Origin of the sequence: Neobacillus soli NBRC 102451 (assembly GCF_001591665.1) — a bacterium.
In the GTDB taxonomy this organism is placed as follows: Bacteria; Bacillota; Bacilli; order Bacillales; family Cytobacillaceae; genus Neobacillus; species Neobacillus soli.
In genome coordinates this window covers 44,150-64,898 of sequence record NZ_BCVI01000039.1, presented here as the reverse complement: position 1 = coordinate 64,898, position 20,749 = coordinate 44,150, and the positions used below count along the sequence as shown (strand labels likewise).

Below are 20,749 nucleotides of genomic sequence, written 5' to 3'. Positions count from 1 at the left end.
AATTATTCCCCTTTATGAAGCCATTCCCAGGCCATATCTTTTGCAAAAGAATCCTTTGATGATTCTAAAACCAAACGTAAGATCTCTTTCCCATTTAAGAATTGACAAATAGACTGGCCGGCTTGAAATCGAACCCACCATGATTGATCATGCAATAGCTCAATTAATCTTGGGACTCCCTTTTCTTCCTTCAACTTCCCAATTAATTTAGCTGAAATCATCCGTTCCTCCCATTTAGAAGAATAGAGAAGTTCTAAATACGGTTCAATATTTTTTACATAGCCTATTACCGCCAGTGCCTTTAACGCTCTTAGCTTTACTTCTCCAGAATAATTAGAAAAGATATTTTCCAGGAAGGAAAGATAACTTAGTTCTTTTTTTATGGAAATGACATCAACAATTGCCTTTTGTAATGGGAGCTCAGATTTATGAAAATTAAGGACAAACTGATCAAATTGCCTTTGCTCTAAGCGAAGCAAAATATTGCGATACTCGTATTCAGATAAATGGTTATAATGATTTGTAAGTAATTCGAATAATGGCCCAAAATGGAATAAAGCAAGTATCCTCAAAATATGTATAAGTTCTTGATGTGAAAGCCGTCTTCTTTTTAAAAGCATGTAAACATCGTTTAAAAGGTGATCCATTCCGAAATCCTCAATTTGGTAAAGAGTATTCATACGCGTACTCCATCTCATACTTTTAAGCCGCTTTTGATAGTCATCTGTTAGATACAATGCTGCTAATTTCGATAAACGTTTCTTTTCCTCTTCACGTTCTAATACTTTTGTGTAACGGCTAAGCAGCTCTTCGATTGCTTTTCGCTGCAGAGCTGTTTTAGCAGTCAGTTCCCTTGAAAGCCCTCCCTCTGTAAGTATCAAAGAAATGAGTGGATTATATTTTTCTTTGCAGTGATCGATCCTCTTACTTATCTTTATATCCATTGCTTTACGAATCATTAAGTAAACTAATATGATTCCCAATATTCCTATCATCGCCAAGGTTAGGATTGAAAGGATCAACAACTCATTACTTAGCATTTTATTTCATCCCTTTAATTAACCGTTGTATAAAAGGGTCCATTTAATTGGACCCTTAATTTTGAATAGCTACCGTAAATTTTTTGCTTTATTTGTACAGCTCTCCATTGCTTCCATTACAGTCCCCCCGAATTGCCTTTTCTCAAGGACAGCAACGGCTTCAATGGTTGCACCGCCGGGCGTACAAACATTATCTTTGAGTTCTATTGGGTGCTTTCCAGTTTCAAGTACCATTTTTGCCGCACCAAGTACTGCCTGGGCTGCTAGCCTATAGGCTTTATCCCTTGGTATTCCCTGCCTTACGCCCCCATCCGCCATCGCTTCGATTAACATATACACATATGCTGGAGAAGAACCGCTGATCGATGGTACCGCATCCATTAACTTTTCTTCCAGACGTTCCGTTTTTCCGAAAGTAGAGAAGAGATGCTCCACTTCCATAATTTCTTCCGCACTGAGATAAGGATTAGGACAAATGGCACTCATCCCTTCTCCTACTAATGAAGGCGTATTTGGCATCGTCCGAACGGCCTTAACCTCGAAGCCAAATGCACGTTCAAGATCCAATAAGGTAATCCCAGCCGCAATGGTTACGATTATAGCGTTTCGTTTAATATCCCTTTTAATTTCCTCAATTACAGCTGTATGAAGGTCCGGTTTCACAGCAAGGATTAGAATATCAGCAAATTTAGCAACATCAACATTATTTAGTGAACAATAAATACTATACTTTTGTTTAACTTTTTCAATCGTTTGTGCTGATTTTGCACTGGCGATGATATTTTCTCGGGGAATCCTATTTGATTTTATAATCCCTTCTATCATCGCCTGAGCCATTTTCCCGGCCCCAATAAAACCTATCTTTTTTTCCATATTGATCCACACCTTATCATGATCTTACTTATACATTTTGTTATCTAAGATAATTACATTTTCCGCGTAGGTGGTTCTTCCTACCTCTTTCGTATTTTCAACCAAACGAAATATATTATCACAGCATTGCTTCGCACCTTTAACTAACAATGGTACTCCTATAAAATCAATTTTTAAACCTCTCGAGAAAAAGCCACCCATTGACATGACAAAGGGAACTGTTGGCGAAGTATTGGAAAAGACGATTTTTTCATCAAATTTAAATTTCTCTTGCAATAATAAACTCATTTCTTTTAATGCAGGAACCACATATTTATTCCGTTTCCGTCCAATAGTATAAACGGAGTTTCCGTCCTCATCAACCCCGTGAAAAATAAGCTTTCCAAAGTCCTCCTTTGTTAATTTATTGAAAAACTTCACATTTACTATTTCTTCCCTGGTAAGTTTCCGTTCAGATTGTGGTAATTTCTTTAAATGATAGGCCGCCGCTAATGAAGTAGTGTGTGTCCCACCATAATCATTATAGATATATATCATGGTATCATCCCTTATTTTTTATCTATGTATATTATGTTCTTATAACCTCCCTTCAATTCTGTAGTTAAAATAAGAGTTCATAAATAAAAAAAGAGTAGGTAATCGATTGATTAGCTACTCTTTTTTTATTTATATCCTAATGTAACCTACATTTATATCATTAATAATTGCTAGTAGAAAGCTCACCTTTAGCAATCGAAACACCCGAGCTTGCGCCGATACGAGTTGCCCCTGCTTCGATCATTGCAAGTGCATCTTCACCACTGCGGACACCGCCAGATGCCTTCACACCAATTTTAGGTCCTACAGTTTGGCGCATTAAGCGAATATCTTCGACTGTTGCCCCGCCAGTAGAAAAGCCTGTAGAAGTTTTAACAAAATCTGCGCCAGCTTTGACAGAAAGCTCACATGCTCTTATCTTTTCTTCTTTAGTTAGCAGACATGTTTCAATAATAACTTTTGTTAATGCTTTTCCTTTTGCCGCTTCCACAACGGCACGGATATCTCTCTCAACCAAGTCATTCTGTTGATCTTTAAGAGCAGCAATGTTAATGACCATATCGATTTCATTTGCCCCATTTTCAATCGCATTCTTCGTTTCAAAAGCCTTTGTCTCAGGTGTTGCCGCTCCAAGGGGAAAGCCTATGACCGTACATACTTTCACCTCTGGAGTATTGCTTAGCATTTCTGCAGCCGTGCTAACCCACGTAGGATTAATACATACCGAGGCAAACGAGTATTCTTTAGCCTCTTCTACTAACTTTATTATTTCACCCTTTGTTGCATCTGCTTTTAATAATGTATGATCAATCATCCTGACAACATTTTGAGTCATAACTAAATGTCCTCCCTGTAAATAAATTTATATATAAAATTCAATGTCATTACCACAATGTAACTATACCAGAGGATATGAACATTTGTAAATATAAATATGAACAAATGTAAAATAAATATCAAAAAGTACAAAACAGTACCTGATATGCTGTTGCTAGTCCGTTCATTTAAGCAAGAATTGAGCTGTAAAATGATCTTGCAGCTTATTTTTGATATTTTCTCTATTGTGACAAAGATAATTAGTGAAACCACAATATTTACATTTGTAAAATTATCTTTGAACATATTATCATTCCCTCATTTTGGCATGGAACAGGGGAGGAACTTTATGGAACATTGGTACCATACTATAAATAGGAGCTGATGTTAGACTGAATTACGGACACGAAATAGTCGTTTTTTTTACCTTCATTTCTTCCTGTATACTATATTGAGGAAATAGTTTCCAATTAATAAAGGAGTCGATTGCGATGCAGAAATTTTGGGGGTACATATACAGAAATCGTAAATGGGTGCTGATGTTTTGGATTTTTGCCATATTCCTGTTTGGATTTTTTGCCTTGAAATTACCTACTGTTTTAAGCGGAAATGGCTTTGAATATAAAGGAGAATATAATGAAACAAGAAAGCTCCTCGAAAAAGACTTTGGACAAGCCAAATCCTCGATTATCCTAGTTTTCGAAAAAGACAAAAAGATTAGTGATAAAAAGTTTAAAACATTTGTTCAAGACACATTTAATTATTTAAAAAACTTTGATGGAGCCCAAAAGATCACTTCGCCTTTTGAACACGACGGGATGTTCAAGGATCATTATGCCTATGGACTTATTACTTTCAATAAAAAAGCAGAAAACCTTGGAAAGGAAATCGCCGAACTACAGGAAATCCTTCAAAATGAAAAGGGCCTAAAGGTAACGATGACTGGCGAGCCGATTATTGTTCAAGACCTTAATACCGCGAGCCAGGGGGATTTAGCTAAAGCCGAAATGATTGGCCTGCCGATTGCCTTACTTGTCCTTATTCTTGCCTTTGGGGGTCTTATTGCAGCATCAATCCCGCTTGTCATCGGGGTAGTTTCGATATTAACCACAATGGGAACTGTTTATTTCTTTAGTTACGGTGCTGATTTAACCATTTTCATATTAAATATTGTCCCGATGATTGGACTAGCCTTAAGCATTGATTTTGCCTTGTTATTTATCAATCGATATAAAGAAGAAATACAAACCAAATCCATCGAAGATGCCATAAAAATAACGGTTACTACTGCGGGCCGTTCGATAATCTTTTCGGGCCTATGTGTTTTTATTGGATTAGCTGGTCTTTGGTTTATCAGAATTGATATATTTCAAAATGTTGCCCTTGGAGGGATGACTGTAGTATTTATTTCAGCTTTTTGTGCGTTAACCTTTCTTCCCGCATTGCTTGCCGTACTGGGGACAAAAATTAACAACTTAAGTATCCTTAAATTTTCGGAAGAGCAAACAAGTATATGGCATCGATTTGCTAAATTTGTAATGAGGCGTCCAGTTCTAATGGCAGCCGCCGCACTTGCGATCCTTTTGATGGGACTGATTCCGGTTAAACAAATGGTATTGGCCATACCCGGCACTAATTCCCTGCCTCCTAAATACCCTTCACGGGTGGCCATCGAAATATTTAAAGATCATTTTATTGCTAAAGAAAAACGTGATGAGAAAAAAGTGACCATTGTTCTCGAAACAATAGGAAACGTTCTTGAAAAAAACAATCTTAAAACAGTAAGTCAGGTAATAAATAAACTGGAGAAGGATTCACTTGTTTATACGGTGGACTCACCCTTTTCTGCGACGGGAATAAAAGATGTTGAACAACTTCATCAATTGTTTACCCTAGGTGACAAATCAAAAGTTGCACCGGTAATTGACCACTTCATTAGAGAAAATAAAATGCTTTTGGAGGTGTATTTAAAAACGGATGAACATTCAGCCGAGGCAAGACAGTGGGTAACTGATTGGTCCAATAAAGATTTAGGGATAAGGGCTTCGTTCGGCGGTCCGATTAAATTTGAGCAAGAAATATTTGCAGAAATTTATCAAAAAGCTCCATATGGGCTGCTTCTAATCGTCATTTCCACTTTTGTGATTCTACTGGCAGCATTTCGTTCACTGCTCATTCCAATCAAAGCCATTTTAATGAATGTGTTAAGCCTTGGCTGTTCGTTTGGCATCGTCGTCTTGATTTTCCAACAAGGCCATTTTGGGATAACAGCGGTTGATATTGCATTAATTTTACCTGTATTCGTTTTCACACTTGTTTTTGGGCTTTCGATGGATTACGAAGTGTTTTTGATCTCGAGAATCCAGGAATTCTATTTAAAAACAGGTGATAACAGTGAAGCAACCATCTCCGGATTAACCTATACGAGTAAAATTATTACTTCTGCCGCAGCAATTATGATTGTCGTCACTGGTGCATTTGCCTTTACAGGAGTAATGCCGGTTAAACAGCTGGGGGTTGGCATTGCCATTGCGATTTTTATTGACGCGACGATAGTGAGAATGGTCCTGGTTCCTGCCTTGATGAAGCTGTTAGATGATTGGAATTGGTGGTTTTTTGGCGCTAAAAATAAAAGAATGCTTAAATAAAGCAAAAAGCCAGCATAATCTGCTGGCTTTTTGCTTGTCCTAAGCTGCTTAATAACTTCTGATATTAAACGTTTTTAGCGTAAAGTTTACTTGGAATTTCGCTTAATACCACATACAAGCTTACTGATTCACTGCCGATATTCTTAAAGGCCATTTCTTCTTCGCTGCTAACGTGAATTAAATCTGCTTCGGCTACTTCTGTTTCTGCACCATCAATAATGATTGTACCGGTTCCCGTTACAACATAAAGATAAACTTCTGTTCCCGGATGCTTATGTGTTGGAAGTTGCTGACCCGGTAAGAAATTTAATACAAACGCAGTTGTTTCACCTTTTTTATAGATAACTCTTTTTGTAAATCTCTCTACACTATATTCCATAAATGCTTTTACCGAATTCTTTTCCATCAAATATTCCTCCTTATAATTGTTTATACTAATAGTTTAAATGAAAATCATTTTCAATTAAGTGAGTTACATCACTTTGTCTATTATGTCACAAAACTTCCATATTAGTGTAAACGAAAAGCCAGCCAATATAATGGCCGATTTTTCGTTTTAGGATCTACCCATTTTGATAAGTGAAGCACCCATTTATCATAATTCCTTTAGGATAACGAATACTAAGATTACCTTATTATAAAGATTATGATGGAGGTCTTCTAAGTGCACAAACATAAGGTTTCTTTTCTACTCGTTATCCTTTCGCCTTTATGGCTTGCATGTTCTTCCCTTTCATACGCAGCCTCCGGCATCACTGGGCAGGAGGTGGTTGATTTACGCATCCTTGAGACGACAGATTTACATGCAGATTTGGTCAATTATGATTATTATCAAACAAAAGTAAATAACCGTGTTGGACTAGTTAAAACTGCGACGCTCATCCATGAGGCTAGGAAGGAAGTTAAAAATTCCTTATTGTTTGATGATGGTGACCATTTAAAGGGAAATCCGCTCGGTGAATATCTAGCAAGGATTAAAGGAATGCATAAAGGAAAGAAACACCCAGTTTACCGGGCTTTTAATTATTTGGCTTATGACGCTGTCGCAATTGGAAACCATGAATTTAACTATGGACTTGAATTTCTAAATACCGCCTTAAAAGGCGCTAAAATGCCAGTTTTAAATGCGAATGTTATTTCTATAAAAAAAAATAAACCATACTTTACACCATTTGTAATATTAAAAAGGAATCTGGTTGACATAAATGGATCACAGCATGAATTGAAGATTGGAGTTATCGCCTTTATGCCCACCCAAATCATGAAATGGGACAAGGCAAATCTTGAAGGTAGGGTTATTGCCAAACCTATTGTTGAGTCAGCGAAGGAATATATCCCTATCATGAAGGGGGAAGGTGCAGATATCATTATTGTCCTTGCCCATACAGGCATCAGCAGCACACCCTATACTCCTGAATCTGAACACGATGTCTATTATTTGACACAAATTCCGGGAATTGATGTCGTATTGGCCGGCCATTCACACAGCGTCTTCCCAGGACCAGCGTTTACTCATCTTCCCAATACGAATATAGAGACAGGTAACATCAATGGAAAACCAGTAGTCATGGCTGGTGCATTCGGGAATCGCCTTGGGATTATTGATCTTAGACTTGAAAAAAAAGCAAATAAGTGGACGATAATAAAAGGAACATCCTTCACAAGGCCAATTGCAGATGAATCAGGCAAATCCCTTGTAAAGACGGATAAAGGTTTATCTAAATTAGTGAAACCGGATCATGATGAAACGGTTGATTTTATTAAAAGATTGGGGTTATAAGCGGTGAAAATTAATCTTCGTATTAAGCCGGACATAATCTATCGACATAATTATCAAAATTTTCCTTTACAATCTTGGTATAGTTATATAAAATAATAAAGAAAAAATATATGGTGATTTATTAGGGGGAGTCTGTCACTACAGGCTCCCTTTTGCATTTTTTCATTAATAATGAACTGTATAAATACTTGGGAGAAGAGGTCGATAAATGTCAACTCAAGCACTAGTCGCAATTGGCGTATTCCTTATTACATATGCCTTTATCGTCACAGAAAAGATACACCGAACCATCATTGCAATGGCTGGCGGTATCATGATGGTAATTCTCGGAATTATCGGTCAGGAAAAGGCTCTCCACCATATCGATTTTAATACTCTTGGGTTGCTGACAGGAATGATGATTATTGTCGCGATAACATCCGAGACGGGTCTATTCAAATACATAGCGATTTGGGCCGCAAAAAAAGTCAAAGGAGATCCGTTAAAAATTTTACTCGTACTGGGAGTTATTACTGCATTAGGTTCAGCCTTTTTAGATAATGTTACAACAGTTCTATTAATGGTACCTGTTACATTCAGTATTACAAGACAATTACGAGTAAACCCAATCCCCTTTTTGATTACGGAAATAATCGCATCAAATATTGGGGGTACATCTACACTAATCGGTGACCCGCCGAATATCATGCTTGGAAGTGCTGTTAAAGAATTAACATTTATGGCATTTATTAATAATCTGACAGCTATTTCGTTTTTTATCCTTTTTGTTAATATTGCAATTTTAGCTTTCATCTATCGGAAACAGCTGCGTACATCAGCTGAGCTAAAGTCAAGCTTAATGGACTTAGATGAAAAGGAAGAAATCACCGACAAAACCCTTTTAATTAAGTCGTTAATTGCCTTAGCTTTTACTATTATTGGATTCTTCCTGCACCAGCTGCTGCACCTCGAATCAGCAACAGTCGCATTAGCAGGGGCCTTTCTGTTACTGCTATTAACTGGGGAAACGTATCTAGATAAAGCCTTCGTAAAGGTAGAATGGACGACCATCTTTTTCTTTATAGGCTTGTTTGTTTTGGTATCAGGATTAATTGAAACCGGAGTCATTTCATTACTAGCAGACTATTCCGTTCACCTGACCGGAGGAAATGTCGCGTCAACGTCGATATTAATTCTCTGGGTTAGTGCAATTGCCTCTGCATTTATTGATAATATTCCATTTGTGGCAACGATGATTCCCATGATCAAAGATATGGGAGATCTCGGGATCACTAATTTAGAACCATTGTGGTGGAGCCTTTCATTAGGAGCATGTCTTGGTGGAAACGGTACATTAATTGGTGCTAGCGCCAATGTTATTGTTGCCGGGCTAGCCGCTAAAGAAGGCCATTCTATTACTTTTGGTAAGTTTTTGTTAATTGCCTTTCCATTGATGATCCTTTCAATCATAATATGTACGGTTTACATTTACTTAAGGTATTTAATTTAGGGGGAATTTGATGAGAGTGGAGTATAAATACGACGAAAAGCTTCTGGAGCTAAAGGAGACAGCTAACGGGGATGATATTGAGTTCTCGATTATATTATTGGATAGTGAATTAAAGAAAAGACTCACAAAAGTTCGGGCATTTTTCGAGGAAAATAAAACCTTAACAGATATCCTATATTACATCCATCCAAACAATAGGTATCAAGTCATTGTAAGGAAAGACTTTTATAATGAATTTTTAATCCAATTATTTAGGCAACAATTATTGCTTGAGATTAAATGGGTGTAAAAAATCGGCTGCCAGCGTATTGGCAGCCGATTTTTTACACGTTTAATTTTTACTGCGTCCATAATTGAAATAACCCTTCGGTAATTCCAAGATTATACATATAATAGATCCCGAATAAAAAACTTACTGTACCCGTAAGTTTAGTCAGCATACGGTTAACCCCTATGCTTTTTTTACTGAACACAAAAGGAATTCCAATAATTGTTGTAAACATGAGCATACCGATAATCGTCCCGGTACCAAAAATTAAAATATACAAGGCACACTCCCATACAGAGGAAACGGTTGACATAGTTAATAAAACCATCGCGGCACTTCCAGCCAAACCATGAATGAAACCGATAAAGGTAATTTTTATTAAAGATGCTTTCTCATGATTATGCGAGTCCTGTTTCGAATCTTTAATGAAAAGCATACTCTTCATTCCTAAATACACAAGCATGATGCCGACTAGAAATTCGAGTGACATTGCCCATTTATCAGTTAATTCACCCTTCATCAGGACCAGCATCATCCCGACAATGAAAAGTGTGCTCGTATGACCGATTCCCCAGAATACACCAGTTAATGTAGAACGTGATAGTTTTTTACTTTGACCAACCATGGTCGATACCGCGATAATATGGTCCGGTTCGATTGAATGCTTAATACCTAAAATAAATCCTAGGAATAAAACTGAGAAGAAACTCACAATCAAATCTTTCCCCCCTATTTTCTGCTTTCTTTTCTACTCTTCCTGCCCTAATGATTTCCAAACTTGTTCATAAACCCGTTTCAATGGAATGTTATGAAGTCGTGCAATATTTTTGCATTCTTCAAACTCCGGGGCTCTTTGTACGACTTGGCCTTCGTAAATACCCTCTTTTACTGTCACAGGACCCCACTTTGTTAAAACCTTTCTAAACATTCTTTCTAAGCGGTGTACCGTTAATGGATAGTAGCGTACCCCAAGTGTGGTGGTTTCCTTAAATAGAATTTCCTTCATTGTCTTTACATTTTTCTGTGAGCAAAGCAATTGAAGCAACACGCCTGGTCGATTTTTTTTCATATATATGGGTGTATAGAAAACATCATTAGCCCCAGCCTCAAAAAGGAGGTCCATTACATTGCCAAGCCATTCCCCTGGTATATCATCAAGGTTGACTTCCATTTTGACCATTTGGTAATCAAGATGTTCATGATTGGGAGGATGTAAGTCCACTAGACAAACTCCTTTCACATTAAAAAACCATTTTATGTAAGCAATTTCTCATTCATTTACTCACCAATAATCACTCTTAGAACATTTGGGTGGTTATTAAAGGTTTTTGTTCCTGCCCCATAGCCAATTGATTGAATCTGCATAGAAGGAAGAGAACAAAATTCTTCTGCAAGGACTGCCACAATCGCTGCACCCGTTGGTGTCGTAAGTTCCGCTCTAATATCCGATTGTTCAATCGGCACTCCTTTTAAAATTTCAAGTGTGGCAGGTGCGGGTACCGGATAAATCCCATGGTCAATATGGATTTTCCCCGTACCTACAGGAACTGGTGATGACTTAATGACATCTATTTCCAATTGATGAATTAAGATGGCTGCACCGATAATATCAATAATTGAATCAACTGCCCCAACTTCATGAAAATGAACCTGCTCCAACGGTATCCCATGAATATGTCCTTCCGCTTCACCAATTCTTTTAAATATCTTTAAAGCTGTTTCCTTCACTTGATTAGAAAAAGCAGCGCCCTCAATTAATTTTACAATATCTTTATAGGCACGGTGTTCATGGTGATGGTCATGCTCGTGGCCATGACTATGCTGGTGATCATGCTCATGCTCATGCTCGTGGCTATGACTATGGTGATGGTCATGCTCGTGTCCGTGGCTATGCTCATGGTCATGGGAAAGTCCATCATTCAATAACTGCACATCAAACTTTGTACTAGTAATCCCATTCTTTACTATCTTTTTCCATGCTAATTCATACTCATCATCAATATTAAGCTTTTTTAATTCCTCTTCTAACCGATGAGGGTCTGCACCAGCATCAATAAGCGCGCCAATGACCATATCCCCGCTGATTCCTGAAAAACAATCAAAGTAAAGTGTCTTCATTTTTTCCTGCCCCTCTCTGTGCAAGTTGGTGAATTAACACGGCGTTATATCCCCCGCCAAATCCATTATCAATATTTACAACACTAATCCCTGAAGCACATGAGTTTAACATTGTAAGTAACGCAGATAATCCATTGAAGTTTGCTCCATAACCAACACTTGTCGGGACAGCTATAACAGGATGGGAAACAAGTCCACCTACCACACTTGGAAGGGCCCCTTCCATACCTGCCACAACAACTGAGACAGTCGCATTTTGAATTTCCTCAGCATGGCTTAACAAGCGATGAATCCCGGCAACACCTACATCATAAATCCGATGTACACTGCTTCCCAATACTTCAGCTGTTACAGCTGCCTCTTCAGCCACCGGTAAATCAGATGTCCCTGCTGCAATTACTGCAATGTATCCTTGAGAGTTTGTCTTACCCGCTGCTTCCTTCTTCCAAAAAAGAATTCTTGCCGTTTCATTATAAATAAGATATGGAAGTGTGCTACGGATAAGTTCAGCCTTCGCCTTTGCAACTCGTGTGACAAGTACTTCGTCATTTCGTACCCTTAATGCCTGAACAATCGAAATGATTTGTTCCGCTGTTTTTCCTTCCCCATACACGACCTCTGCGAATCCCTGTCGTTTTTTTCGATGGTGGTCAACTTTCGCAAAACCCAAATTTTCAAAAGTTCCTAATTGTTCCTTCGCTTCTGTTATGCTAAGGGTTCCATTTTGAACTTGCTTTAAAATATCCTCAAGCATTCGATTTCCCCCTTTATTACCTAAAATATTTCACCATATCATTTGCTAACATTTCATAGTTCTGATAGATTTTCTTATAACGAATACTGTTTTCCTTGTTTGGAATAGTTGGCTTACCCATTGGAATATTCTGTTTAATCTCTTCAAAAGAATTTACTTTATTAATAGCTACTAATGAAGTCCATGCTGCCCCCCACGCTGCACTGTGGTGACTTTCCGATACATAAATTTCTGCTTCAAAAATATCGGCCATCATTTGCAGCCAAAGCGGCGACCTGGCTAATCCGCCGTTGACATAAACTTTTTCCGGCTCACCTGTTAAGCGCTCCAATGCTTTTCCAATTTGATAGAGATTAAATGTAACTCCCTCAAGGACTGCACGAATAAAATGTTCCCTTTTATGTGTGATGGATACCCCATAAAAATTCCCTTTTGCCCGCTGATTCCAAATTGGTGCTCTTTCGCCATTTAAATAAGGAAGGAAGAGCAAACCCTCTGCTCCTGGAGCAACCTGTCCAGCATCAGAAAGAAATTCGGTAAAACTTCTTTCATCTTTCAATAGATCTTTTAACCATTGTAAGGCAATGCCCCCATTATTGGTCGGTCCGCCAATGATAGATGAATCCTCTGTAAAAGAATAACAAAACGTTTCCTGATTTTCACTAATTTTAACTCCTTTAGTGACTTGCCTGATAGCCCCGCTAGTTCCAACCGAAACAGCCACCTCACCGGGAAGAATCGCACCATTTCCCAGATTCGCCAATTGTCCATCTGCCGCCCCGACAACTACTGGCATTTCTGGTGAAATACCCATTGCTTCCGCTTTATCGCGTTTAATTCCCATTAATACCTTTGTTGGAGGAACGATTTCAGAAAGCTGATTTTCAGTTATACCTGTAAGTTCTAATAGCTCTTGTTCCCACTTATGTGTTGCCGGATTGAATAATCCTGTTGCAGATGCCATCGAATAATCGATTACCCTTTGGCCAAACCAGCATTGGAGTATATACTCCTTTATGGACATAAAATATTTCGCCTTTTGATATGGTTCATACTCCTGCTCTTTCATCCATAATAATTTTACAAATGGTGTCATTGGATGAATCGGTGTTCCTGTTTTGCTGTAAACATTTTTTCCGATTGTATTAATGATATCTTCAGCTTGTTTATAGCTTCTTCCATCTGCCCAAATTAGGGCTGGAGATATTGGCGTTCCCTTATCATTCACACAAAGAAGTGAATGCATTGCAGCAGAAAAGCCAAGTGAGACAATTTCATTTTTCTCAATAGCCGCCTTTTCTATAGCTTCTCTGGTAGCTACAATCGCAGACTGTTCAATTTCAATTGGGTTTTGCTCCACCCACCCCTGCCTTGGGTATGCCGAATTAATCATTTTCTCAACATCTGCTACTAGTTTTCCATGTAAATTAAACACACACGCTTTCACACTTGTTGTTCCAATATCAAGTCCAATTACAAACTCTCTTGACATGCTTCATCTTCCTTTTCACATTACATTATATTGTAGCTCATAATTATCTTTTATTGCTCTTTTTATGATGGTTAAAAGAAAAGGCTCTGGATTATTCCAAAGCCTTTTCTTTTAACAATTACTTATCTGGCCCAAATTGCCGTTAGAAAAGGTCATTGGGCGAGGACCTTATTCATACTTCCGCTCTGATATCCAATTAAATCTAACGTTATATATTTATAGCCATAGCATTGAAGCTCTTTTACAATCGAATCATGATTTTCCAAAACGATTTTCATATCTTTAGGTTCGACTTCAATCCTAGCAATTTCTTGATGTGTGCGGACCCGAACTTGACGAAGTTGAAGGGATTTTAAATACGCTTCCGCTTTTTCCACCTTAGTAAGCTTTTCTTTAGTAATATACTCACCATAGGCAATCCTTGATGATAGACATGCTAAAGATGGTTTATCCCATGTCGGTAAATCAAACTTTTGTGATAGCTCCCTGATGTCTTGTTTAAACAAATCAGCCTCTTGCAGTGGACCACGAATTCCCTTTTCCTTTGCTGCTTGCATACCAGGACGAAATTCATTCATATCGTCAGCAATAACACCATAAATCACATTTTGAAAGCCCATTTCTTCCATAACCGGAAGTAAATGATCAAATAAACTGCTCTTGCAAAAGTAACAACGATTCTTATTGTTCTCCGCGTAACCTGGAATCGCAAGTTCTGACGTTTCAATCACTTGGTGCCTGACACCCATCTTTTCCGCAAGCACTTTTGCCTCTTCAAGTTCACTAGACGGATAGCTTTCCGAGTCCGCTGTTACGGCTAGCACATGATCTACACCTAATGTGTCCAGTGCAGCCTTTAGCAAAAACGTACTATCTACTCCCCCCGAAAATGCGACAACTACCGATTCCATTTCACGGAGAATAGACTGTAATTTTTTGTATTTTTCTGTTAGCATTGTCCTTTTCTCCCCCCACCATGCTCTAATCTATTACCCACCACTTTTAACCTATTTATTAGGTGGTTGATTTATGTGCACTTGTTTATTATATAGTCATGCTGCCAAAGCCGCCATCAACACGAACTAGCGTACCTGTTACAAAGCTTGAAGCTTTTTCAGAGGCAAGCCAAACAGTAGCACCTTGTAATTCTTCCGCTTCACCAAAGCGCTTCATCGGAGTATGACTCATGATGGATTCGATTCGTTCTTTGTCTAATATTTTTCGATTTTGTTCAGCAGGGAAAAATCCTGGAATAATCGCATTAACACGAATTCCATTCTGAGCAAATTCACGTGCTAAAAACTGTGTAACACTGTTAAGTCCTGCTTTTGAAACGGAATACGTAAACACTCTAGAAAGTGGCGTTGTCGATGAGACAGATGAAATATTAATGATACTGCCTTTTCTTTCCTGTTCAATCATTCTCTTTGCAAAAATCTGACAGGTTAACACAATTCCTTTTAAGTTAATATCCATAATTTTATCATACTCATCCATATTCAGTTCAAAAAAAGGTGTGGCACTATTTGTACCAGGTGCATTCAGGAGAATATCCCAACCGCCGGACCACTGTTCAATTTCATTCGCTACGTTAACTAATGAATCCTTTGAACTAACATCTGCTGAAAATGCCTTAGCTTCCCCGCCGCTTGCTTCGATTTCCTTGACAACTTCCTCTGCCTTTTCAAGATTACGGCCGACAATCGCTACTTTAGCGCCGTAATCTGCTAATCCTTTGGCCATTGCAGAACCTAAGACCCCATTCCCCCCAATTGCAATTGCTGTTTTCCCTGTTAAATCAAATAATTGTGCCATATCTCTCTACTCCCCTCATTATTTAAAATAAATTCCCGTTTTCATCAAATGGGAATTCATAAAGGTCTGAAACCTGCTCCATATTTGGATGACTTGCTATATAGTCAAGAAGCTGTTCGGAAACTTCAATTTCACTTAGCTTTAAGGTATTTTTTATTCGAACCAGTTTGACATTATTGAAATCTAATATATTGCATGTTTTAACAGCCGCTTGAATCGATTGTTTATCGTTTGGTAATGTAGTAGCTATTTTTGTTGGAGCTACAACGGTTGATGTTAAACCATTTGCATAGGTTCCTTCTAAATCCATTTTGTCTACTAGGCGTTGGGTCGTAAAATCTGCGGTTCCAACTCCATTGGCATTACCCTCTGATTCATCTGTTACATCGAGTACCACCATTTTGTTAACATCAGGGCCGCCAGTGGCATATGGAGTGGGATAACGACCTGTGATATTTGGATCCATTCCATCCCCGCTAATATTTTTACCAATTTCATCTATTACAAGAACATCCAATTGATCAAAAAATAGCTTTGGCAATAAGGCTTTAGCTTGTGTCTGTAACCCAGCTTCTTTTTCGATAATCTCTTCTTGTGTTAAAGCTTCAACAATTGCCACTTTGTCAAAAGCATTTTCAACAGTAGCAACCCCGAAAAGGAATGGTGTTTTTTCCATGATGATTTTCGCCATTGCTGGCACATTTTCTGCCATATACTTAAAACCCATTTGATGGCATGCTTCGGCTCCTTTTTGTTTCCCTAAGCCGATACTTATCATCTTCATAAGTCCGCTTTCAACAGGGCCCCGGAATGCCGTATGTGGTTTCACCCGATTGATTACCACAATGCCATCAGCTTCTGAAGCATATTTATCGACATATACAGGCAATCCATTCGACAGTTCGCTAATCTTTACTACTTCCATCGATGAGCGAATTTCACAACCCGCGCTTTCCTCTGTAACCCCAAGATGCGCTAACACTTCGCGCTGTCCTTTCGCTGTAGCACCACCATGGCTTCCCATGCTTGGAACGATGAATGGCTTTGCTCCTAATTCCTTTAAGAACTGCACCGTTACGGCAGTTAATTCCACTAGGCGGTCAAGTCCCCTGCTTCCTATAGCGATAGCGATTTCCATGCCAGGCTTGACTGTTTTTCTAATTTGTTCTTGCTGTAATTTTTCTTTTAAAACTGTGCCGAGATCTACAATCTCTTCGTCGTCAAACTTCACTTTTACTTTTGCCATTTTTGGTATTGGAATATCTTTTAATAACTCTTGAAGTATACCCACGGACAAACACACTCCTTTTCAGTATGTAAGAGTTCTACACTGGATAAAATTCCATGTAAATGGTATGTCTATTTCATTAAAAAACTCTTTTGTAATCCCTTTCATTATAATCCTAAATTAATTTATGAATTTATATAACTTAATTTGTTTACCAAACAAACTAATTACCTGTATAATATCATTATGCTAACTTTACGTCAATAATTATGTAGCATAACATACCATTTTTATTAGTCTATTTCAAAAGAAGAAACAAAGGAGGGATTTTATGCTTACCGGCGATGCTGCATATATCAAAAAAATTAACCGTTCTTTAATCATCAGCAAAATTATTGAATATGGGAAGATTTCTAGAGCAGATTTAGCAAAAATTACGGGATTAAATAAGGCAACTATTTCTGTTCAAGCCGCTGATTTATTGGCGGAAGAATTAATTGTTGAAACCCAGCAAGAGCATAAAAATCTTGGCAGAAGGCCAATCATGCTTTCGATTAACGAGCAGGCTGGGTTTGTATTAGGAGTGGACCTTGATAAAAATTCAATTACGTATACACTTGCAAACATTAACGGTTTTCCAGTTCAGACTGATTCAATTGAACTGCAATCCTCTGATTATCTCGTCATTCTTGGACTATTAATTAAGCATATCAAGGCATACAGACAACTATGCGAACAAGCTCGTTATGGCCTGGTAAGTGTGGTTATTGGGATTCATGGAATTGTAAATAAGGATGAGATGATTTATTTTGTTCCCCAACATCAGTGGCATAACAAAAATTTAAAAGATGACTTAATTAATGAACTTGGTATCGATGTATATATTGAGAACAATGCTAATTTGTGCTCATTTGCCGAAAAAGTATACAAACATCACCAAAGTGAGAACTTATTGTCATTAAGTTTGTATTCAGGAATCGGGCTTGGCATAATGGTCAAAGGTGAAGCTCTCAAAGGATATCACGGTTATGCAGGTGAAATTGGACATATGATTGTTGTCCCTGATGGAATTCCTTGTAGCTGCGGGAATATGGGCTGTTGGGAACAATATGCTTCGGAATCAAGTTTACTTAAACGAGTATCTAAACAGCAGAACAAACTCGATTTAAGGTATGGTGATATCCGAAATTTGCTTTTGGAGCAAGAACCTAATACGTGTAAGCAAATGGAGCATTATATTAAGTTTCTTTCAATTGGGATCAATAATATTATTAATCTGTATAATCCAGAGATTTTAGTTATTAATAGTGAATTACTGCGAATATATCCAAATGCTATATCAGAAATCCAGGCTCACCTCACTTCAACCGTTAGCCATTACTGTGAACTACTCATATCAGACCTTGGAAATAAAGCATCCGTAATGGGAGCCTGTGCTTTAGCAATTAAAAACTTTTTAGAAGTCACTAAGTTAAGTTTAACTATTGACAATAGATAAGCCCTCGAATTCAGGGGCTTTTTCTTTCTTCATATTTTCATTTACCTTCGTTAAGATGCTGTCTTTGATCGTAAATTTCCTTTTTCCAAAAGCACCTGCAGCTCAACACTGGAATCGTCTGCATTGGCGTTGGTAGCAAAAAATAATCCCTTTGCATCGCTTCATCTATATCACAGACTGCCACCAACTGGGCATTCGGGTTAGCCTGTATTGCTGGAATATGAATTTTAGAAATATCGCCAAGCCCTATAACTGCTACATTTAGCATTAGCCGATCCCCTTTGCAAACGAACTCAGGAGTACGAAGAATCTGAGTTCGTTTGATTCTAAAAATAAAAGACTATTTTTTAATTGGATTCTTTTTTTCTTCTTCAATCTTCTTGTTTAATTCTGCCAAATATAATTCTTCATCAATCGGAAGCTCTACTTCTTTACCTAACCAGCTTGATAGATGGATGGCATTTGCCAATGCAACACCCTTGATTCCATCACTGCCAGGTGCAATAAGTGGAGTACCATCGACGATATTGGCTGCGAAGTTTTCTAACACTGAAATATGCTGTGCCCCCCAAACACTATTAAATTCGAGCACTTCTTCACTATAGATATCTTCTGGGCCTTGACCTGTGAAAATCTTCATGACATCTGCCCAGCTTATCGTAGCGCTCATTTCAGACTCAGGTGTTTTAAGGCGTTTGATGGTAATCTTCTTACTATCATCGACAACAATTTTCCCCTTATTTCCTAATATTTCAAAACGGTCAGTACCTAGAATATCGTGTGTACACGTAATAAAGACACCGGTTGCTCCATTACCATAGTCAAGTAATGTCGTTACTTCATCTTCAACGGCGATATTTCGTTGGAAGCCGTATTTTACATTGGAATACACTTTTTTAGGCATGCCACAAATCCATTGAAGCAAATCGATTTGGTGTGGTGCTTGGTTGACAAGGACACCGCCGCCTTCGCCGCTCCAAGTTGCTCTCCATGCACTTTGGTCGTAGTAGCCTTGTGGTCTCCACCATGTTGTAATAATCCAGTTTGTCCGACGAATAGTGCCAATTTCTCCATTATCTATTAGCTCTTTCACTTTTTGATAAAGTGGATTTGTTCTTTGGTTAAAAAAGATACCGAATGTTAACTCTGGTTTTGATGCGGCAAATTCGTTTAATTCTTTTACTTGTTTTGTGTAAACACCTGCTGGCTTTTCTACCAATGCATGGATATCCCTTAGTAATGCAGCAATTCCAATCTCTGGGTGCAGATAGTGTGGTACAGTAGTAACGACTGCATCAACATTACCGCTTTCAAGCATTTCAATGTAATTATCATAGAAGGGAACATCAGGGTACTTTTCTGCACACATTTCCTTTTTAGCTGGGTCAATGTCACAAATTGCTCCGAGTACCATGTTTTTAACTTTACCTTCTGCGATAAATCCTGCGTATGTTCCGCCTTGTGCGCCGATACCAATAATCCCTAATCTAATAGTTTTCATATTCATTTCTCCCCGCTTTCTATTTTTTCTAGAATGTTTATTAGTGACTCATATTGAAGCTTATATCCGCCTGCACCATCCAGCCCCTTGTTATCCTTAATTACGTCTGCCGCATCCTCCAGCTCTAAATCTTTCAAAGAATCAAATAGAACTAAGTGAGGCTCAAGCGTTAAAAAGCCTTTGGAACCGCTATGAATTGCCTTTGCTAGAGGATCTAAGGAATTTTACCTTCCCCGGTGCCACAGACTACCTTTTGACTATCTGTTGTTACACATCCTTGATGTGGATATAGACAATATCATCTTTTAGCAAATCGTAGCATTCTTGACTGTCTTCACCGCACTGGACAAAGTTAGCAAAATCAAAAATGGCTTTAAAGGAGGGCGGGCCAACCTCTTTCAAAATCTCCTTACAGCGCCTTCCAATATCACCATAGATATCTTTTTCATTTTCATGCAGGAAAATCAAATCGTATTTTTCCGCAATCGCAGCAAATTCCTTGATCTTACTGAAAACTTCATCTCTATAGCTATCAGTATTTTCTCCTTATGGAATATAAAAGCTGAATATACGGATATACTGAAAATCTAGTAGATTACTAATTTGGCAAAGCGTGTCCAATATCAGCTTTTGTTTCGTAAAGCCTTCTTCGTCATTAATGAACACCTTGCCAATCGGCGATCCAACGGAAGATACACCGATCCCCGCTTTTTTCAGCCTTGGTTGTACACTATCTTTAATCTCTTCTACTGTAAAATCACCAATGTTTTTGCCATCAATACCGCACAATGAAATGTACTTCATACCTAGCTTCGCTACAACTTCAAGCTGGGTATCGAAATCAGAAGAAATTTCATCTGAAAAGCCGGAAATCATTAAATCTTGATTCATT

General features: G+C 38.2%; 22 protein-coding genes. 5 read left to right on the top strand and 17 right to left on the bottom strand.

The window, feature by feature from the left end; translation table 11 throughout:
- Nucleotides 1-2 precede the first annotated feature (2 nt).
- The 4 genes from BSO02S_RS13875 to deoC form a co-directional block, all read right to left on the bottom strand.
- Nucleotides 3-1,040: a HEAT repeat domain-containing protein gene (locus BSO02S_RS13875; RefSeq protein WP_066068162.1), complete on the bottom strand. Its 1,038-nt coding sequence runs from the start codon at nt 1,038-1,040 to the stop codon at nt 3-5.
- A 69-nt stretch (nt 1,041-1,109) separates the two neighbouring features.
- The gene (proC, locus tag BSO02S_RS13870; RefSeq protein ID WP_066068160.1) at nt 1,110-1,913 is read right to left on the bottom strand and encodes a pyrroline-5-carboxylate reductase; all 804 of its coding nucleotides are present in this window, start codon (nt 1,911-1,913) and stop codon (nt 1,110-1,112) included.
- Between the two features lie 24 nt (nt 1,914-1,937).
- Nucleotides 1,938-2,450: a DUF3189 family protein gene (locus tag BSO02S_RS13865; RefSeq protein ID WP_066068157.1), complete on the bottom strand. Its 513-nt coding sequence runs from the start codon at nt 2,448-2,450 to the stop codon at nt 1,938-1,940.
- Between the two features lie 160 nt (nt 2,451-2,610).
- Complete coding sequence (gene deoC, locus BSO02S_RS13860) at nt 2,611-3,285, bottom strand: deoxyribose-phosphate aldolase (RefSeq protein WP_066068155.1); 675 nt, start codon at nt 3,283-3,285, stop codon at nt 2,611-2,613.
- Between the two features lie 472 nt (nt 3,286-3,757).
- Between deoC and BSO02S_RS13855 the strand changes: the two genes are divergently transcribed.
- Complete coding sequence (locus BSO02S_RS13855) at nt 3,758-5,914, top strand: MMPL family transporter (protein ID WP_066068152.1); 2,157 nt, start codon at nt 3,758-3,760, stop codon at nt 5,912-5,914.
- Between the two features lie 64 nt (nt 5,915-5,978).
- Here BSO02S_RS13855 and BSO02S_RS13850 read toward each other — a convergent pair whose 3' ends face one another.
- Nucleotides 5,979-6,320, bottom strand: coding sequence for a cupin domain-containing protein (locus BSO02S_RS13850; protein WP_066068148.1), 342 nt, complete (start codon nt 6,318-6,320; stop codon nt 5,979-5,981).
- A gap of 258 nt (nt 6,321-6,578) precedes the next feature.
- Between BSO02S_RS13850 and BSO02S_RS13845 the strand changes: the two genes are divergently transcribed.
- From BSO02S_RS13845 to BSO02S_RS13835, 3 genes are all read left to right on the top strand, one after another.
- Nucleotides 6,579-7,694, top strand: coding sequence for a metallophosphoesterase (locus BSO02S_RS13845; RefSeq protein WP_066068145.1), 1,116 nt, complete (start codon nt 6,579-6,581; stop codon nt 7,692-7,694).
- Nucleotides 7,695-7,902: 208 nt separating this feature from the next.
- Nucleotides 7,903-9,183 (top strand): ArsB/NhaD family transporter, encoded by a 1,281-nt coding sequence (locus tag BSO02S_RS13840; RefSeq protein ID WP_066068142.1) that lies wholly within the window; start codon nt 7,903-7,905, stop codon nt 9,181-9,183.
- 10 nt (nt 9,184-9,193) lie between these two features.
- Entirely contained in the window at nt 9,194-9,472 is a 279-nt protein-coding gene (locus BSO02S_RS13835; protein WP_066068140.1) for a hypothetical protein, read from the top strand.
- 49 nt (nt 9,473-9,521) lie between these two features.
- Here the strand turns inward: BSO02S_RS13835 and BSO02S_RS13830 are convergent, their stop codons facing one another.
- The 8 genes from BSO02S_RS13830 to BSO02S_RS13795 form a co-directional block, all read right to left on the bottom strand.
- A complete protein-coding gene (locus tag BSO02S_RS13830) occupies nt 9,522-10,169 on the bottom strand; it encodes an urease accessory protein UreH (RefSeq protein ID WP_066068138.1) in 648 nt (215 codons plus the stop codon).
- A gap of 30 nt (nt 10,170-10,199) precedes the next feature.
- Complete coding sequence (gene larC2 / locus BSO02S_RS28300; RefSeq protein ID WP_084375025.1) at nt 10,200-10,673, bottom strand: nickel pincer cofactor biosynthesis protein LarC2; 474 nt, start codon at nt 10,671-10,673, stop codon at nt 10,200-10,202.
- A 56-nt stretch (nt 10,674-10,729) separates the two neighbouring features.
- The gene (gene larC, locus BSO02S_RS28295; protein ID WP_066068135.1) at nt 10,730-11,569 is read right to left on the bottom strand and encodes a nickel pincer cofactor biosynthesis protein LarC; all 840 of its coding nucleotides are present in this window, start codon (nt 11,567-11,569) and stop codon (nt 10,730-10,732) included.
- Nucleotides 11,550-12,323: a nickel pincer cofactor biosynthesis protein LarB gene (gene larB / locus BSO02S_RS13815; RefSeq protein WP_066068131.1), complete on the bottom strand. Its 774-nt coding sequence runs from the start codon at nt 12,321-12,323 to the stop codon at nt 11,550-11,552. Before larB ends, larC begins: the two co-directional genes overlap by 20 nt.
- Nucleotides 12,324-12,339: 16 nt before the next feature.
- Complete coding sequence (locus BSO02S_RS13810) at nt 12,340-13,815, bottom strand: gluconokinase (RefSeq protein WP_066068129.1); 1,476 nt, start codon at nt 13,813-13,815, stop codon at nt 12,340-12,342.
- Between the two features lie 152 nt (nt 13,816-13,967).
- Nucleotides 13,968-14,771 (bottom strand): ATP-dependent sacrificial sulfur transferase LarE, encoded by an 804-nt coding sequence (gene larE / locus BSO02S_RS13805; RefSeq protein WP_066068127.1) that lies wholly within the window; start codon nt 14,769-14,771, stop codon nt 13,968-13,970.
- 88 nt (nt 14,772-14,859) lie between these two features.
- Nucleotides 14,860-15,630, bottom strand: a complete 771-nt coding sequence (locus tag BSO02S_RS13800) for an SDR family oxidoreductase (protein WP_066068124.1) — start codon at nt 15,628-15,630, stop codon at nt 14,860-14,862.
- Nucleotides 15,631-15,652: 22 nt separating this feature from the next.
- Nucleotides 15,653-16,921 carry a nickel pincer cofactor-dependent isomerase, group 22 gene (locus BSO02S_RS13795; RefSeq protein WP_066068121.1) on the bottom strand — a complete coding sequence of 423 codons (1,269 nt, stop codon included), beginning with the start codon at nt 16,919-16,921 and terminating at the stop codon, nt 15,653-15,655.
- A 268-nt stretch (nt 16,922-17,189) separates the two neighbouring features.
- Between BSO02S_RS13795 and BSO02S_RS13790 the strand changes: the two genes are divergently transcribed.
- Entirely contained in the window at nt 17,190-18,356 is a 1,167-nt protein-coding gene (locus tag BSO02S_RS13790) for an ROK family protein (protein WP_066068118.1), read from the top strand.
- Nucleotides 18,357-18,393: 37 nt separating this feature from the next.
- On the opposite strand, the gene BSO02S_RS27750 is transcribed toward BSO02S_RS13790, so the two are convergent.
- The 4 genes from BSO02S_RS27750 to BSO02S_RS28010 all read right to left on the bottom strand — a co-directional run bounded on the left by BSO02S_RS27750 (nt 18,394) and on the right by BSO02S_RS28010 (nt 20,748).
- Nucleotides 18,394-18,624, bottom strand: coding sequence for a Gfo/Idh/MocA family oxidoreductase (locus BSO02S_RS27750; protein ID WP_066068116.1), 231 nt, complete (start codon nt 18,622-18,624; stop codon nt 18,394-18,396).
- Nucleotides 18,625-18,696: 72 nt separating this feature from the next.
- Nucleotides 18,697-19,857 carry a Gfo/Idh/MocA family protein gene (locus BSO02S_RS13780; protein ID WP_066068114.1) on the bottom strand — a complete coding sequence of 387 codons (1,161 nt, stop codon included), beginning with the start codon at nt 19,855-19,857 and terminating at the stop codon, nt 18,697-18,699.
- A 267-nt stretch (nt 19,858-20,124) separates the two neighbouring features.
- Nucleotides 20,125-20,343: a sugar phosphate isomerase/epimerase family protein gene (locus BSO02S_RS28015; RefSeq protein ID WP_305781559.1), complete on the bottom strand. Its 219-nt coding sequence runs from the start codon at nt 20,341-20,343 to the stop codon at nt 20,125-20,127.
- Nucleotides 20,344-20,403: 60 nt separating this feature from the next.
- On the bottom strand, nt 20,404-20,748 hold the full coding sequence (locus BSO02S_RS28010; RefSeq protein WP_235846923.1) for a hypothetical protein: 345 nt from the start codon (nt 20,746-20,748) through the stop codon (nt 20,404-20,406).
- Between the last annotated feature and the right edge of the window lies 1 nt (nt 20,749).